At 60.0% G+C, this 16,882-nt stretch carries 13 protein-coding genes; 6 read left to right on the top strand and 7 right to left on the bottom strand.

Features of this window, described 5'->3' with window-relative positions; all coding sequences use genetic code 11:
• Positions 1-137: 137 nt before the first annotated feature.
• From B4U49_RS08715 to B4U49_RS08685, 7 genes are all read right to left on the bottom strand, one after another.
• A complete protein-coding gene (locus B4U49_RS08715) occupies positions 138-977 on the bottom strand; it encodes a hypothetical protein (RefSeq protein ID WP_078084193.1) in 840 nt (279 codons plus the stop codon).
• A 107-nt stretch (positions 978-1,084) separates the two neighbouring features.
• A complete protein-coding gene (locus B4U49_RS08710; RefSeq protein WP_078084192.1) occupies positions 1,085-5,395 on the bottom strand; it encodes a YhdP family protein in 4,311 nt (1,436 codons plus the stop codon).
• 66 nt (positions 5,396-5,461) lie between these two features.
• Positions 5,462-6,949 carry a ribonuclease G gene (gene rng / locus B4U49_RS08705; RefSeq protein ID WP_078084191.1) on the bottom strand — a complete coding sequence of 496 codons (1,488 nt, stop codon included), beginning with the start codon at positions 6,947-6,949 and terminating at the stop codon, positions 5,462-5,464.
• Between the two features lie 12 nt (positions 6,950-6,961).
• A complete protein-coding gene (locus B4U49_RS08700; RefSeq protein WP_239692532.1) occupies positions 6,962-7,588 on the bottom strand; it encodes a Maf family protein in 627 nt (208 codons plus the stop codon).
• A gap of 133 nt (positions 7,589-7,721) precedes the next feature.
• Positions 7,722-8,201: a rod shape-determining protein MreD gene (gene mreD, locus B4U49_RS08695; protein ID WP_078084190.1), complete on the bottom strand. Its 480-nt coding sequence runs from the start codon at positions 8,199-8,201 to the stop codon at positions 7,722-7,724.
• A gap of 4 nt (positions 8,202-8,205) precedes the next feature.
• Complete coding sequence (mreC, locus tag B4U49_RS08690; protein ID WP_078084189.1) at positions 8,206-9,078, bottom strand: rod shape-determining protein MreC; 873 nt, start codon at positions 9,076-9,078, stop codon at positions 8,206-8,208.
• Positions 9,079-9,228: 150 nt separating this feature from the next.
• Complete coding sequence (locus B4U49_RS08685) at positions 9,229-10,263, bottom strand: rod shape-determining protein (RefSeq protein WP_043318714.1); 1,035 nt, start codon at positions 10,261-10,263, stop codon at positions 9,229-9,231.
• Positions 10,264-10,635: 372 nt separating this feature from the next.
• On the opposite strand from B4U49_RS08685, the gene gatC reads away from it, so the two are divergent.
• The 6 genes from gatC (at position 10,636) to cysZ (ending at position 16,870) form a co-directional block, all read left to right on the top strand.
• Positions 10,636-10,923, top strand: coding sequence for an Asp-tRNA(Asn)/Glu-tRNA(Gln) amidotransferase subunit GatC (gatC, locus tag B4U49_RS08680; RefSeq protein ID WP_078084188.1), 288 nt, complete (start codon positions 10,636-10,638; stop codon positions 10,921-10,923).
• Between the two features lie 71 nt (positions 10,924-10,994).
• A complete protein-coding gene (gatA, locus tag B4U49_RS08675; protein WP_078084187.1) occupies positions 10,995-12,449 on the top strand; it encodes an Asp-tRNA(Asn)/Glu-tRNA(Gln) amidotransferase subunit GatA in 1,455 nt (484 codons plus the stop codon).
• Positions 12,450-12,460: 11 nt separating this feature from the next.
• The gene (gatB, locus tag B4U49_RS08670; RefSeq protein ID WP_239692530.1) at positions 12,461-13,912 is read left to right on the top strand and encodes an Asp-tRNA(Asn)/Glu-tRNA(Gln) amidotransferase subunit GatB; all 1,452 of its coding nucleotides are present in this window, start codon (positions 12,461-12,463) and stop codon (positions 13,910-13,912) included.
• A 180-nt stretch (positions 13,913-14,092) separates the two neighbouring features.
• On the top strand, positions 14,093-15,649 hold the full coding sequence (locus B4U49_RS08665) for an amidase (protein WP_143735597.1): 1,557 nt from the start codon (positions 14,093-14,095) through the stop codon (positions 15,647-15,649).
• Positions 15,650-15,664: 15 nt separating this feature from the next.
• Positions 15,665-15,961 (top strand): PA4642 family protein, encoded by a 297-nt coding sequence (locus B4U49_RS08660; protein WP_078084185.1) that lies wholly within the window; start codon positions 15,665-15,667, stop codon positions 15,959-15,961.
• Between the two features lie 3 nt (positions 15,962-15,964).
• Positions 15,965-16,870, top strand: coding sequence for a sulfate transporter CysZ (cysZ, locus tag B4U49_RS08655; protein ID WP_078084184.1), 906 nt, complete (start codon positions 15,965-15,967; stop codon positions 16,868-16,870).
• The last annotated feature ends 12 nt before the right edge of the window (positions 16,871-16,882 follow it).

The following is a 16,882-nucleotide window of genomic DNA, read 5'->3' as shown; positions in this document are numbered from 1 at the left end:
TAAAACAGGGATGTTTTAGAAGAACCCCCAGGGATGGGGCTACGGCGTGTCTTGCAAAACAATACCCGGTAGCGGCACCGCTACCGGACTTGAGTACGAAGCTCCCAGCCTGAGAGCCAGGCAGGAACCGCCAAGGATTACTCCGCGCTGGTCTCAGCCTGCCACTCGAACAGGTTCAGCTCGATAAAGAAGAAGGCAACGAGCCACAGGAAGGCGTCCCAGAAATCCAGGAAGCTGCCATTGATGCCCCAGTAAACGGCGCACAGCAGCAGGGTGAAGTACAGCAGACCCTTGATGACCTGGGAGTAACGCATGATGGAATCGGACAGCTGATGACGCAGCTGCAGCCATACATCGAATGCCAGAATCGCCACCACCAGCAGCCAAGCGCCGGCATTGATCACATCGACCCACGCCAGCCACTGAATTTCACGCCACACCGCTGCATCGCCCAGTACCTGAGCATCCGCCAGACGCAGTAAATGGGTATCCGCCAATGAGCCGCAGTTTGCCGCGGTCAACGCTACATAGTCATCCTGCTCCAGCACCATCGACCAGCCGCCACTGTTGGCCAGGTCACAGGCAGAGCCGGCTACCGGCAGCAGATGGGTCAGCGACACCATCTCCGAGACGTAACCGTAAAACGAGTAGACAATAAAAACGTAACAGAACGCAGATACCGCATTCAGTATCCACTTGGTACCACCCTTGATCTTTTCATCGGACAGCACCCAGGTTTCCAGCTCGAACACCAGCAGTAACAGCACCCAGGCCAGGGTATCGATGGAATCGTTGTAGGCTTCGATGATTTTGCCGAAACTGACACCATCGGCAAACACGGTACCCGCCGCCGCCTGGTTTTCCATAAAAAACGCGTAGACGTTGTAGGTCAGCAGACAGTAAACGGTGTATTTGAATATCTTGAACAGCGTATATCGGTTAAACGGTATTCCGGCCAAAGAAACCACCTCAGACATTGGCGACGCCCCCAGTTAGCGTGATTATTTTTCGGTTGCTGCTATTATCAGTTGTGAGATACGCCAATATCGAATAATTATTCGGTTTTTGCAACCTTGAACACGAATTAACCGGTACCCAGCGGCAAGGGGGCCGGCGTGGTAGCCCTGGATTGGGCCGCCGGGAGCTCGTCGGAAAGCTCGGGGTCACCCTCTGGCGGGACTTCGGCGCCACTGGACTCCGACAGTTCTTGTGCCTGTGCCGCCTGGCGCGCAGCCTCAGCAGCCTTTTCCCGCTCTCTTTGCGCCACCGCGCTCTGCCCCTCGCGACCGGCAGCGCCGTCGTCAAACAGCTTGTCAAAGCGCACTTTCGGATCCGCCCACTCGCCATCAATGCGATAGCTGACGCTCGCTACCCGATCCACCTGCTTCTTGAATACCTTACTGATCAGGTACACGCCCGCAGCCGCAGGCAGGCCACCGGCCAGGGCCGCGACAAATGCGAGGTTGTTGCCCACAGGCAAAGTCGCCACCAGGGTCAGGTTGAGGTCTTCGCGCTGCAGATTCACCCGTCCGGCCATCTGCAGTTCACTGGTGGGGCCCTCCACCTGGATGGGCACGGCGATCAGCAACTCACCATCCCCCTCGAAATACACCTCGCCGTGGACCCGGTCGAAGGTGAGCCCGCTCTGCACCAGATCCGAGAAATCCAGGCGCAGACGGCGCGCCCAGGTGTCGAAGTTGAACAGGGACAACAAGCGCAGCAACGAGGTGCCCGCGTTGTCGCTGGCACGCATAAAGCGGCCGTTGCGGATATCGATACGAATCTCGCCGTTGAGGCTGTTGGGACTGACCATGGCGGGAGAACCCTGCCAGCGCAACGCGGTATCAAACACCGCACTGCGGCTCTCGATGGCCGCCTCCTGGCCCCAGGCCTGCAATACATCGCCGAGATTGTCGCCGCGCAGGCGACCGATAAACTGGGAGGATTCACGACCGTCGCTGTCGCGCATCCACATCAGCTGCGCACCGAGACGATTCTCTCCTTCCCCACGGCTATCGATCTGAATCCCCCGCAGGGTCCCCTGGATTTCACTCACCACCAGGCGCTGTTCCGAGGGCCGCAACTGGAAGGACCAGGGGCCCATGGACTCCTCGCCCAACCACAGTTCCTCGGTGCTGAAATCCACACTCGGCAGACTGGCAAAGTCAAAACCCTTCCAACGGTCCTTGAGCTCGGCCGTCAGTACATCCGCGTCCTCAACGGCCTCTGCATCGACAGCGTCTCCCTGCGCCTCCAGATCCTTACCCTTGAGCGCCGGCAGGCGCAGATGCGCAAGTTTCAGCTGCAGCGGTGTCGCCGCGTTGAGTGTGCCGGCAAGTTCACCCGCCGCGGTTTCGCTGTCGAAATCGAGCTGCCAGTCAGCTCCCAGTCCGCGACCGCGCACGTGAATGTTCTCGATATTGGTGGTTTCCGACACCTGCAACAGATCGGTACTGAGATCCAGGGTAATCGGCAACGGCGACGCCTCTTCCCGCGTGCCGTCGCCCCCCCCCTGCGCCACCTGACTCTGCGCAGAGGTGTCCCCGGTGTAGATTGCCAGCGCATCTTTCCACGGTTGCAGCGCCACCCGTGACAAATCACCAATAACGGAGATTCCCGGCGTATCCGGCAGCCTTGCCCCGGCATTCAGCGCAATCGAGGCGCGCTCCAGCTTGCCATCGACCTGCCACAACTGTCCCTGCAAGTGCTCCCCGTAGCTGAGGTGATACAGATTACCCTGCTCACCGATAGGGACCCGAAGCACAAAGCGGGATTTCTCTCCCGCGGGTTTTGCCAACGGTGCCGGGAGGTTTACCGCCACCTGCTGAAGGTCGGAAGACAACTCCAGCACGGCCGCATAGGGCTTTTCCTTGGACGCGGCGGGTATGGTGACGCGGGCGGTGTAATCCAGGCTGCCGTCCAGCCACTGTAATTCCGGGCGACCACTCCATTGACCGATACTCTCGGTCACCGCTTCGCCGTGTATTACCACCTGGGTATCCCGCGCATCACCTTCACCCAGATGCTGGATGGAAGCCCGCAGGGGCTTGCCCCACAGCTGGCCGCGAAAACGGGAGCCCTTGAGGCCATCGCGACTGTGGTAACGCACATTGCCGTTGAGCTGTTCGATATCCAGCTTGAGATTCTGCAACGAAAGGTTGGCGCCTGAGAGGGTCAGGTCGACCTGCTGGCTGGGTTCAAAGTCCGCACCGCCCAGAGGCTGGATGAGGTGCAGTTTGCCCTGCATGGCCCCGTCCAGAGCCCAGCTGTCAAAGGCATTGCCGAGGCGGTCGCGCAGCGGGGACTCACGCAGAATTTTCAGGCCGTCCGCCGCCGGGCCAGCGAGCTGGGCGCGCACATCCAGGCGAGAGCCGGTAGCCTCGGGAGAAAGGTGCACAGAGACATTTGCCCCGTCCACATTCCACAGCCTTGCCTTGGGAGCCATCACCAGTACGTCGCGATCGTTGACACTGAGGTGTCCATCGACATGTTCCGCTGCAGGCCAGTCCGGTGCGTATTGGAGGCTGCCGTCGCGGATATCCGCCTGCAATTGCACGGTGTGACGGTTATCGTGCTGCCCCAGTGCCAGCAGAGCCTCGTCATCGCCCTCGCGATAGCTGTATCCGCGGTATATAAACCCGGCCGCCGGAATCTTGCCGTCATTGCGCTTGCCGACACTCTGGTTCAACCAGTCGCGCAGCTCGTCACTCACCACCGTCGGCACCAGATTGCGCTGTTCCTCCACTGCCACATTGCGCAATCCCAGCGAGAGGGTGAAATCTGCCGCGCGTGAGTGCGGTATAAGTGGAATCTGCAACAGGAACTGCCCGCGGAAGTCGCCGGCCGAGGGAATGGCTTTGTTTCCGGATTCCGCCACTGCGTCCAGCAGGAGCGGACCTGAATAGATGGAAACCGTGTTGTGGTCCCGATCGACATCCCAGGCAACGGTACCGCGCGCGGCACCGAAGGAAAATGGCGCGTCGTAGAGCAGCGGGAAATGTGCGCTGAAACCGGTATCGCTGGCAAGCTCGACACGGCCACCGCGGCCGTTCAGCGACAGGTAACCGTTCACCCCGGTGACTGCCGGTGCCCCGCGGTGTGCCCCCGCATCCACGTTATGCAGGTTGGCGGCAACGGATACCTCACCATCGATACGCGCCAGGCGTACGTTCTGCAGCTCGCCGGTTGGCTCCAGCGCCTGGAGCCACTCGTCGGCCTTGTCGGGCATCAGTTCCAGCACCCGCAGCACCCGGTGCCATGCCTGTAATTCTATCTGGTCTACCGCGAGCTGCAGGTTGCCTTGCTGGTCACCGCTGGCCTGCAGATTGACATCGGGCACCTCGAGTTGCTGCCAGTTGAGTCCCAGCTCCTGTAGAACCAGCTCCCAGGAGTCCCCGGGGCGCCAGCGCCCGGAGATATTGCTGGACAGGGCATTGAGCGTTTCCAGGGCGCCTTTTTTCTCTGTCTGCGCCGACTGATTCTCCTGCGCAGTCTCCGTCATCTGCGCAAGACTCAGGTCGCCGCGCAGGCTGTAGCCGGTCTGCGCATCCGAGCTCAGCCAGAGTCGGCCACCGGCGAGCTTGCGCCCCGGCCAGTAGAGCTTCTCCGGCAGCGGCGACAGCTGGTACAGCAGGCCGACAAGGTCCGCATCGACCAGCAGCTCGTTCAGCTGCACGTACCCCTTGAGTGTGAAATCTTCGCTATTGCGGGGATTGCCGCGACCTTCGAGCACCAGGTGCAGGCTCTCTTCACCGCTGTGCAGGCTCTCCATGGCACCGGTAACAAAGGCGCGCGCGACCAGGCGATGGAAGTCACCACTGTTTTCCAGCAGGATCTCGCGCAGGTCGACATTGGCAGACTGCCCGTCGGTCAGGGTCAGGCCGATACTGGCGTCGCGTACCAGCACCTTCGGGCCCAACTGGAAGATCCGTGCGGGATCGCCCAGGCGCGGCCCCACCTCACCGGTCTGCGGATGTTTCTCCGCCGCCCCGGACACCAGCGGGAAGCCCTGCACCTGCCAGCCGCCTTCCGGGCGCTGCTCCAGTTGCGCGGAAAAGCCGTCGACTTCCAGGTTTTTCCAGATCAGCTCGCGGTTCCAGATGCTCGACAGCAGGTCCAGGTGAAACAGGCCGCGCTGCAGACGCACCTGCCCTTCGCCGCCGATTTTGAGACCGTCGATCTGCAGCGCCACTTCCAGCGCCTGCCAGCGCAACGAGATATGCTCCAGGCGCACCGGTGCACCCAGGCGCTCGGAGAGCCAGCTGCCGATTTCCGGGCTGTACTTGCCCACCTGCGGGGAGAGGATGCGTCCGGTCTGGACCACGATGGCCAGAGAGATCACCAGTACCACAACCAGCAGCCAGAACTTGCGGGCAAACCAGCGCAACCACAGCATCAGGAAAACCTCCCGGGGCCGTGACAGCACAGGTTATGGTCGCCGCTCGCGGCAACTGTGGTGAACTCACACCAGTACAATGTCGTACTGCTCCTGGTTATAGATGGGCTCCACCTGAAACTGGATCGGGCGGGCGATAAACTCTTCCAGGTCCGCCACATTGGCGGACTCCTCGTCCAACAGCAGGTCAATCACCACCTGACTGGCCAGTACCATGATCTTCTCACTGTCGTAGGCCCGGGCCTCGCGGATAATTTCCCTGAAGATTTCATAGCATACGGTCTCTGCCGTTTTCAGGGTGCCGCGACCGGCGCATACCGAACAGGGTTCGCACAGCATCTGACCGAGGGATTCGCGCGTACGCTTGCGCGTCATCTCCACCAGTCCCAACTCGGACACCCCGGTGATACTGCTCTTGGCGTGATCCCGCTCCAGCGCCTTCTCCAGGGTACGCAATACCTGGCGCTGGTGTTCCGTGTCCTGCATATCGATAAAATCGATGATGATGATGCCACCCAGGTTGCGCAGGCGCAGCTGGCGCGCTATCGCAGTGGCCGCCTCCAGGTTGGTCTTGAAGATGGTTTCTTCGAGGTTGCGATGACCGACAAACGCACCGGTGTTCACATCAATGGTGCTCATGGCCTCGGTCTGCTCGACAATCAGATAACCGCCGGACTTCAGCGTGACCTTGTTCTGCAGCGCCTTGCGGATTTCCTCCTCGACCCCGTACAGGTCAAACAGCGGCCTCTCCCCCGGATAGTGCTCTATCCTGGGGGCGATCTCCGGGGCGTACTTGCTGGTGAACTTGGCTGCGCGGCCGTGGGCCTCGCGGGAGTCGATCCGGATTTTCTCCGTATGCGGGCGCGCCAGGTCACGCAATGCACGCATAAACAGCGGCAAGTCTTCGTAGATGATCGCCGGTTCCTTCGCGATCTTGATGCGCTGCTCCAGCTCGATCCACAACTTGTACAGGAACGGGATATCCCGCAGCAGCTCTTCTTCGCTCACCCCTTCCGCGACGGTGCGCAGGATAAAGCCACCATCGCCGCTGTGGCCTTCTTCTGCCAGCTTGGCGGACGCCAGATCCACCAGGTCGCGCAAGCGGTCGCGCTCGGATTCATCCTCGATACGGTTGGAGATGCCGATATGGCGGGTCTGCGGCATATACACCAGGTAGCGGGCAGAAACCGATAGGTGGGTAGTCAGACGGGCGCCCTTGCTGGAAATGGGATCTTTCACCACCTGTACCACCAGGGACTGCCCCTCACGCACCAGTGCGCGGATATCCGCCACCTCGCCCTCGCGGGACTCCATCCCGTCTTCATCCAGTGGCGCAATATCAGAGGCGTGGATAAAGCCAGCTCGCTCCAGGCCAATATCCACAAATGCCGCCTGCATTCCCGGCAGCACCCGCACCACCTTGCCCTTGTAGATATTGCCGACGATACCGCGACTGGCACTGCGCTCCAGATAGACTTCCTGTAGCACACCGTTTTCCACCAGCGCTACGCGGGTTTCCATCGGTGCCACATTGATGAGTAACTCTTCGCTCACTGGGTGTAACTCCTAGATCATCCCTGCGCCGGCGCGCTTGTCGAACTGCCAGTAGGGAATACCCGCCTGGTCCAGAAACCCCGCCAGGGTCTCCAGGGGCAGCCCCACGACATTGCTGTAACTGCCGTGGATGGATTCCACCAACAGCGCGCCCATTCCCTGGATACCGTAGCCGCCCGCCTTGTCAGCGGGCTCGCCGGTGTTCCAGTAACCTTCGATCAGGCGACGGTCCAGGGCGCGAAAGCGCACCCGGGTTTCCACAACCTCACTGAATGCCGACGCACTGCCGGTGAGGCAGACAGCGGTAAGCACCGAGTGCTCCCTGCCGGACATCAGCCGCATCATGCGGGCAAAATCGGTGAAATCACGGGGTTTTTCCAGAACCTCGCCATCGATCACGCCGAGCGTGTCGGCGCCGAGGGACCAGACATTACCCCTGTCCTGCAACGCCAGACCGGCGCGGGACTTCTCCTCTGCCAGTCGCAGCGCATACGCCTGCGGCGACTCTTCTATACCGCGAAGCTCTTCAACGGAGGTGGCAGCAGTGGAAAACTGCACGCCGATCTGCATCAGCAGCTCCGCCCTGCGCGGGGAGGCGGAGGCGAGAATCAGGCGCTGTTCTGGGATGGATTGTGGCACGGTTCAGTTGTCGTTATTTCTTTGGTGGTCAGGTGATCGACTGAACGCCTGATTATAGCGCCAGCGCTCGAGAAACAACCGCATTCTGCGTGCTACTTAACATTATTTTGCGCTGTCGTGACGAACTCGACGCCTAGCGAATTTGCAAACGAGAGGCCATACGGTGCAACCAGGGGGTTACCAGCGGCCACAGCAGTGCGGTGGTCAGTGCCGGCCACAAGAAGGTCAATCCGGGAACCGGCTTGCCCGCCAGGCTGTGCACCCAGTTGCCCAGCAGCTGGTTGATACCCACCAGCACGAATACCCACATCAACTGCTGGCCCGGATTGAATGCCCGGGTACGCCGGTATGTGAGCAGACTGAAATATGCCAGCACCGCCAATGCCAGAGCGTGTGCACCGAGGGTCGAACCCGTCACAAGGTCTTCTATCAAGCCCACCATCCAGGCGAAGCCGACTCCCAGCTCCTGCGGCATACGGGTTGTCCAGAAGATCACCAGTAGAGCGCAAAACGCGGGACGGAACCACAGCCAGTGTACAGGCAGCGGCATGACTGCCAGCAACAGGGCGATAAATATCGTAAACAGGATAAACCAGCGGTTGTGCGTATCCATGACCTCAATCCTGGGCCGCGGGATCAACACGCCCCTCGAGGCCATCTCCCGTCGGGGGCACCACGTCGATGACCGCCAGCACGAAGCGACTGCGATTCATCCGCCCGCGCGGCTGCACCTCCACATCCGCAAAGGCGCGCCCCGGATCGCGCTTGACCGAGGTGACCTCTCCCACCGGATAGCCCGCCGGGAATCGCCCGCCGAGACCGGAGCTCAGCAGCAGGTCACCCTCGCGAATATCGCTGGTATTGGCCAGGTGACGCAGTTTGAGCCGGTACAGGTCACCGGTGCCTTCCGCCACCGCGCGCACACTGTTGCGCAGGACCTGCACCGGCAACGCGTGGTTGGCATCCGTGATCAGCACCACACGGCTGGAGAAATCGCCCGCTTCGATCACCTGCCCAAGCAGACCACTGGCGTCCATGATCGCCGCGCCCTGCAGCACCCCATCGCTACGCCCCTTGTCGATGATCAGAACATGCTCGAGCGGATCCGGAGAAACCCCGATAACCTGCGCCACCAGAACCCGCTGGTCCACGCTCTCAGCGGAGTTCATCAGCTCCTTCAGCTGAGTATTTTCTGCACGTGCAGCGGCAAGCAGCTGGGCCTGCTGCTCCAGTAACATTACCTGGTGTTGCAGCCGGCTGTTTTCTTCCAGCAGTTCTTCGCGAGTGCGCAGCTGCTCACCGGCCCAACCGCCCACGCGCGAGGGGGTGTCGGTAATCCAGTAGAAAGGTGCGGCGAGGCTGGAGAGGCGCTCGCGCGCCGGATCCAGCCAATCGGTGTAGAGATTGGTCAGGATCAGCGCAGTTGCCACCAGTCCCAGCACGACAATGCGGGATTCTGGCGACGGGCCTCGGGTAAATAGCGGTTTAATGGGCGGCCCCCATTGACCAGTTCGGCAATGATGTTGTTATTGGATTTGACGCGTGTCCATACGCAGGTGAATCGGCGGTACTCTTTGCATCTGTTAGCTGATTGCACAGTGCAGTCCTTAAGTACCGCCACAGAATGAGCGGGATCCCGATCAGTTGGAGACCAGGTACAGGCGGCTCTTGTCCATCATATCCAGCGCCTGGCCACCACCGCGGGCAACACAGGTCAATGGATCATCGGCCACGATGACCGGCAGGCCGGACTCTTCCATCAGCAGGCGATCCAGGTCACGCAGCAGGGCGCCGCCGCCGGTGAGCACCATACCGCGCTCGGCGATATCGGAGGCCAGTTCGGGGGGAGACTGCTCCAGTGCGCTTTTCACTGCCTGCACGATACCGGTCAGCGGCTCCTGCAGTGCTTCCAGGATTTCGTCGCTGTTCAGGGTAAAGCTGCGCGGCACGCCTTCTGCCAGGTTGCGACCGCGCACATCGATCTCGCGCACTTCGCTACCCGCGTAAGCGCAGCCGATTTCTTCTTTGATGCGCTCCGCCGTGGCATCGCCGATCACGCTGCCGTAGTTGCGACGCACATAGTTGACGATGGCCTCGTCGAAGCGGTCACCGCCAATACGCACGGAATCAGAGTAGACCACGCCGTTCAGGGAGATGATCGCGATCTCGGTGGTACCGCCACCGATGTCTACCACCATGGAACCACTCGCCTCTTCCACCTTCAGGCCGGCACCGATTGCTGCGGCCATCGGCTCCTCAATCAGCCATACCTCGCGGGCACCGGCGCCGAGGGCGGATTCGCGAATCGCGCGACGCTCCACCTCAGTGGACTGACAGGGCACACATACCAGCACACGCGGGCTCGGGCGCATCCAGCTGTTCTCGTGCACTTTCTTTATAAAGTGCTGCAGCATTTTCTCGGTCACCTGAAAATCGGCAATAACACCATCTTTCAGCGGGCGAATGGCAGTGATGTTGCCGGGAGTGCGGCCCAGCATGCGCTTGGCCTCTACGCCTACCGCCTCCACGATCTTGGTACCGTTGTAATGACGGATGGCGACAACTGAAGGTTCATCGAGGACTACGCCGCGATCGCGCACGTAGATCAGCGTGTTGGCAGTACCCAGGTCGATGGAGAGATCACTGGAGAACATGCCCCGCAAACGTTTAAACATGGAATTCGGTTACCTTAATCTGAAATACAACACCTGAAGGCAGAATCAGGCCAGGTGCCGCAGAGCGCCGATCACAGACCCGATAGCGCCCCCCGGCGGGGAAAGCGTTACAGAGTAGTTAGTCCGCGCAAATAATTCTGTGTTCCGGGCGGCGTTTTCACCCGGTCTTCGTCAAATAAGCCAGTAGCTTGGGCGCCCTGGCCAGAATCGGCAAACTCTAACAACGGCGGGGGTTGAGGGCAAGGCTGAATAATAACCATAAAGAGATTCCCCCACAGATATGCTAAATTTGCGCTCCTTCTGTTCCCGCCGGCCCCCGCAAACCGGGCCTGGCCGCAATTTAGCCAATGAGAAGCTGGAGTCTCTACCCCCATGGCCGTCGACGCGCAAACTGTTGAAAAATTGGCCGAACTGGCCCGAATCGCCATTTCCGAAGAAACCATAGACGAAGTCAGCAACCGCCTGGGCGACGTTCTGCAACTGGTGGACCAGCTGCAGGCCGTCAATACCGACGGCGTAGAGCCCATGGCGCACCCCCTGGACGCTGTGCAGGTATTGCGCAAGGACGAGGTCACCGAGCCAAATCGCCGCGACGAATTCCTTGCCCTGGCACCCCAGACCGAAGCGGGGCTCTACCTGGTACCCAAAGTCATCGATTAACCCCTTCATTGACTGACCAGCCGAGCACACCTGCTCAACAGACAGAGAATAGACAAGAAACCGGATTTCCCATGCATCAGTTGACCATTGCCGAGATCATCCGCGGCCTGCGGGAGAAGCAGTTCTCCAGCGTCGAGATCACCAGTCACCTGCTGGAGCGCATCCAGCAGCTGGATGGCCAGTACAACAGTTTTATCACCGTCACCGGCGAGCAGGCCCTGCGCGAAGCCGCCGCCGCCGATGCCCGCCTGGCAGAAGGCAATGCCCCGGCCATGTGCGGTGTTCCCATCGCCCACAAGGATATCTTCTGCACCAACGGCGTACGCACCAGTTGCGGCTCAAAGATGCTCGACAACTTCGTGCCCCCCTACGATGCGACAGTTGTGGATAACTTCCTGCAGGCCGGCGCCGTCAGTCTGGGCAAAACCAATATGGACGAGTTCGCCATGGGCTCGTCGAACGAATCCAGCTACTACGGCCCGGTGAAAAACCCCTGGGACCTTGAGCGTGTACCCGGCGGTTCCTCCGGTGGCTCCGCCGCAGCAGTGGCCGCCCAGCTGGTGCCGGGTACCACCGCCAGCGACACCGGCGGTTCCATCCGCCAGCCCGCGGCACTCACCGGTACCACCGGCCTCAAGCCCACTTACGGGCGCGTGTCCCGCTGGGGCATGATTGCATTCGCTTCCAGTCTCGACCAGGGCGGCCCTATTGCGCGCACTGCCGAAGATGCGGCACTGATGCTGTCGGTGATGGCCAGCTCGGACAAGAAAGACTCCACCTGCCTGGATCGCCCGACCCAGGATTACACCGCCAACCTGAAGGACAGCATCCAGGGACTGAAAATCGGTGTTCCCAAAGAGTATTTCGGCGAGGGCCTCGATAGCGAAATCGGTGCGCGTATCCAGGAGGCGCTGCGGGCTTACGAGAAACTCGGCGCGGAGCTGGTGGAAATCAGCCTGCCCCACAGCAAGCTTGCGGTACCCGCCTACTACGTGATCGCCCCGGCAGAGGCCTCAGCCAACCTGTCCCGCTTCGACGGCGTGCGCTACGGCTACCGCTGTGAAAACCCGGCAGACCTGCGCGACCTGTACATGCGCTCACGCGGCGAGGGTTTCGGCGAAGAAGTAAAACGCCGCATTCTGGTGGGCAGCTACGCCCTCTCCGCCGGTTACTACGACGCCTACTACAACAAGGCGCAGCAGGTTCGCCGCCTGATCAAGCAGGACTTTGTCGACGCGTTCCAGAAAGTGGATGTCATCATGGGGCCCACCGCGCCGAATCCGGCATTCAAGCTCGGCGAGAAAAACGCCGATCCGGTGGCCATGTACCTGGAAGATATCTACACCATCGCCACCAACCTGGCGGGCCTGCCGGGCATGTCCCTTCCCTGCGGATTTGCCCACAACCTGCCCGTGGGCCTGCAAATCACCGGCAACTACCTGGACGAAGCGCGCATGCTCAATGTAGCGCACCAGTTCCAGCAGGCCAGTGACTGGCACACCAAAGCCGCCCCAGTAGCAGAATAAGGAGACGCGACGTGGAATGGGAAGTCGTCATCGGGTTGGAAGTACACGTTCAACTCTCCACCCAATCAAAAATTTTCTCCGGTGCCAGCACCGCCTTTGGTGCCGAGCCGAATACCCAGGCCTGTGCGGTTGACCTGGCCATGCCGGGCACTTTACCGGTACCCAATGAAGAGGCTTTCCGCTACGCGGTAATGTTTGGCCTCGCCATGAACGCGGAAATTGGCAAGCGCTCCGTTTTCGAACGCAAAAACTATTTCTATCCGGACCTGCCCAAGGGCTACCAGACTACCCAGCTGGAAAAGCCGATCGTGGGTGCGGGCAAGGTGGAAATTCACCTGGAAGACGGCAGCAGTAAAACTGTTCGCCTGCACCACGCGCACCTGGAAGAAGATGCGGGCAAATCCCTGCACGAAGACTTTCACGGAATGTCGGGGATCGACCTCAACCGCGCCGGTACTCCGCTGATCGAAATCGTCTCCGAACCGGATATGCGCAGTGCTGCCGAGGCTGTGGCCTACCTGAAAAAAATCCACAGCATTGTGACCTATCTGGGAATCTCTGACGGCGACATGTCCCAGGGTTCCCTGCGCTGTGACGCCAACGTTTCCGTGCGCCTTAAAGGCGAGGAAGAATTGGGCACCCGCGCGGAAATCAAGAACCTGAACTCTTTCCGCTTTATCGAGAAAGCGATCAAGGTAGAGGCGCAGCGCCAGATAGACCTGATCGAGGACGGTGGCAAGGTAGTACAGGAGACCCGTCTGTACGATTCCGACAAAAACGAAACCCGCTCCATGCGCAGCAAGGAAGTGGCCAACGATTACCGCTACTTCCCCTGCCCGGATCTGTTGCCGGTGGTGTTGACCGACGAGTATGTCGACATCATCCGTGGGGAACTGCCGGAGTTGCCGGATGCCAAGTGCGCGCGTTTCGAAAAAGACTACGGTCTTTCCGCTTATGATGCGGACCAGCTGACCCAGGAACGCGCTACTGCGGATTATTTCGAGCAGGTGGCGGCCAAGTCCGGCGAACCGAAACTGGCAGCAAACTGGGTGATGGGTGAGCTGGCGGCGCTATTGAACCGCGAGGAAAAATCCATCGCCGATTCCCCGGTATCCGCCGAGCACCTCGCCGGACTGATCGCACGAATCAAGGACAACACCATTTCTTCAAAAATCGCCAAGCAGGTATTTGAAGTAATGGCCAACGGTGACGGCGATGCCGACGCGGTTATCGAAGCCAAGGGCCTGAAGCAGGTTTCCGATACCGGCGCGATCGAGAAGATGGTGGACGATGTGATCGCCGCGAGTGGCGCCCAGGTGGAAAACTACCGCAACGCCGCCCCGGATAAGCGACCAAAAATGATGGGCTACTTTGTTGGCCAGATCATGAAGGCCTCCAAAGGACAGGCGAACCCGCAGATGATCAACAAAATCCTGAAAGATAAACTGGACGCGTTGCTGTAACCCGCCGTCCTCCAGGACGTGCCTGCAAGGGATGAGGGGCGTTGGCCCAGCCCTTGCAGGTTCCCTGCGTCAATTTCTCCCATGCATGCCAAGTAGGATATCCTTCCTGATAGCAAGCAAGCGCAGGGGAAACACGCATCATAAGGTAGCGTCCAGAATTCAATCGGGAGTGAACAGGCAATGAAAACAATAAGCAAACTGCTGTGCGGGCTCGTCATTTTTACAGTAGGCAGCATCGCGCAGGCCCAGAGTAACTTCACCACCACCTCGGAAATCCGCGCCGCCCTGGACACGGGCACCACCACCTCAGAATTACTTGTCAGTCGCTATCTCAAGCAGATCAATCAGTTCAATGACAAGCTGCACGCAGTCACACAGCTCAGCCCCTCTGCAATGGATGAGGCGCGGCGCCTCGATAGAATGAGGCGAGAGGGGCAGATTTTGGGCCCACTGCACGGTATTCCGGTGCTGCTAAAGGACAATATTGATACGGGCGACGGTCTGCCAAACACCGCCGGCTCGATATTGCTCAACGACAACATTCCCGCTGGTGACGCCTTTCTGGTACAGCAGCTGAAAAAAAGCGGTGCCATCGTACTCGGCAAGGCCAATCTCAGTGAATGGGCCAATTTTCGCTCGACCAAGTCCTCCAGTGGCTGGAGTGGCACCGGCGGCCAGGCGCGCAACCCTTTTGATCTCTCCCGCAGTCCCTGTGGTTCCAGTGCCGGCTCCGCCGTCGCCGTCTCCGCCGGCATGATTCCCCTGGCGGTGGGCACCGAGACCGATGGCTCCATCACCTGTCCCGCTGCGGTCAATGGCATTGTGGGTATCAAGCCGACACTGGGATTGATCAGCCGCTCCGGAATCATCCCCATTTCAGCCTACCAGGACACTGCCGGCCCCATGGCGGCCACCGTAACCGGCGCTGCCCTGATGCTCGACGCGATGGTGGGAAAGGATTCCCGGGACGGCGACAGTCTCGCCCCGAGCGGTCGCTATGCCGACGCGCTCAACCCGGAGGGGTTAAAAGGAAAACGTATTGGTATCGTGCGCAACCTGATGGGATACAGCCCGCAAACCGACGCGGTATTTGAGCTGGCGCTGACGGTATTGCGCGAACAGGGCGCGACGATCGTCGACAACGCAAATATCGAAACCCTTGAGAGAATTCACGGGCTGGAATTTGAATTACTGGCCTGGGAGTTCAAGGACGCGCTGAATGAATACCTCGCGAATTCAACCTCCCAGTACAAATCCCTCGAAGCCCTGATCGCCGCGAACCAGAATGCGCGGGATATAGAGATGCCCTTCTTTGGCCAGGAAATTTTTGAGATGGCCCAGGGATCAAGGGGGCGCGAAGAAGAGAACTTCACCAACAAAATCGACGAACTCCGCAGGCTTGCCCGCGCCCAGGGCATCGATGCCACCATGGCGAAGCACGGCGTCGATATACTGATTGCGCCCACGGTCAGCCCCGCGTGGAAAATCGACCATATCAATGGCGACCACTTTACCGGCTCTGCCACCACCCCGGCAGCCGTTGCCGGTTACCCGCATATCACCGTACCCATGGGGTTTGTTCAGCACCTGCCCGTGGGTCTCTCGTTTTTTGCCAGCGCCAACCAGGAAGACAGGCTGATCGCCGCCGCTTACAATTATGAGCAGGCCAGCAAGCAACGCCGCGCTCCGCGGTTCCTGAATGGCGATCCAGCCCCTTACATTTCCGGCACCAATTGACAGAAGGAAGTAACAATGAGCCTGAAAAAAGACAAACAAAAAGTCCTTGGCGAAGTATTTGATGATGAACGCATCGCCGGCTTTCTCGTCGGCGAAGCCCCGGAAGGATTCAACCGGGATTTCTACCTGCTGGAACGCGCCTATCGCGGCATGAAAGCGGAGAACTTTGAAACGTTCGTGCGCATGTTCCAGGAACAGGGGCTGGATCTGGACAGCCAGAGCCCCGAGGGCCAGACTCTGCTGGCACGTATCAGCGAACACGCGCAGGGTGAAGATTACGCAGCAATCTTGCGCGCAGCTGGAGCCAAGTAAGTCATGACCTCCAACCCGGCACATGGCGTCAACGCACTGATCCGGGGGGCGCAGCTGCTTACCCGTAAAGAGTTGCGCCCGTTCATCATCATTCCCCTGCTCATCAACCTGGTGCTATTCATCGCCCTGGGTGCACTGATGGTCAGCCAGTTCGACGACCTCGGGCGCTATATCGGCAGCCTGTTGTCCGACACCCCCGTAGACACCTCCAACATGTCCTGGTGGCGGGCGATTCTCGCCAAGGGGGCAGACTGGGCCGCGAGTGTTTTCCAGTGGCTCGCCTGGCTGATCGCCATCGCCGTGGTACTGCTGTTCTTCCTCGTATACGGCTACCTGTTCGGGATCATCACCAACATCATTGCCGCCCCCTTTAACGGCCTGCTGGCGGAAAAGGTCGAAGAACTCCTCACCGGGCACCCGCCGCCCCCGGAGTCTATTGGCAGTATGATTTTCCGCACGCTCGGTCGGGAACTGCGCAAGCTCATGTACTTCCTCGGCTGGGGCATCGTGATATTTATTATCGCCCTGCTCACCAGCTGGACCGTCTTCATCCCTGCCATCCTTACCGCCTTGTGGGGCGCCTGGTGCATGGCGATTCAATATGTGGACTACCCACTGGATAACCACCAGCGCTCCTTTGGCGAGCTGAAAAGCGTGCTGATGCGCAAGAAGTTCACCACCCTCGGGTTTGGCGGCTCGGTGATGCTGGCGAAGATGGTACCGATCCTGAACATCTTCGTGATGCCTGCGGCAGTGGCGGGAGGAACCGCGCTATGGGTTGAACGAATCTGGGCCGAGGGCGACCCGGGCAAGGGCCCCAACGGGAAAAGCACTTCAGTGGCACAGCCACCGGTAACGGAAACCCAAAAGTGGCCCAAAGGTATCGAAGGCCCAAAAGATAAAAAGTGACAGGCATAAAAA

The sequence above is a fragment of the Microbulbifer mangrovi genome, from assembly GCF_002009015.1.
Taxonomy (GTDB): domain Bacteria; phylum Pseudomonadota; class Gammaproteobacteria; order Pseudomonadales; family Cellvibrionaceae; genus Microbulbifer; species Microbulbifer mangrovi.
The sequence above is the reverse complement of the archived record's forward strand: the minus strand, read 5'-3'. Positions and strand labels throughout refer to the sequence as shown.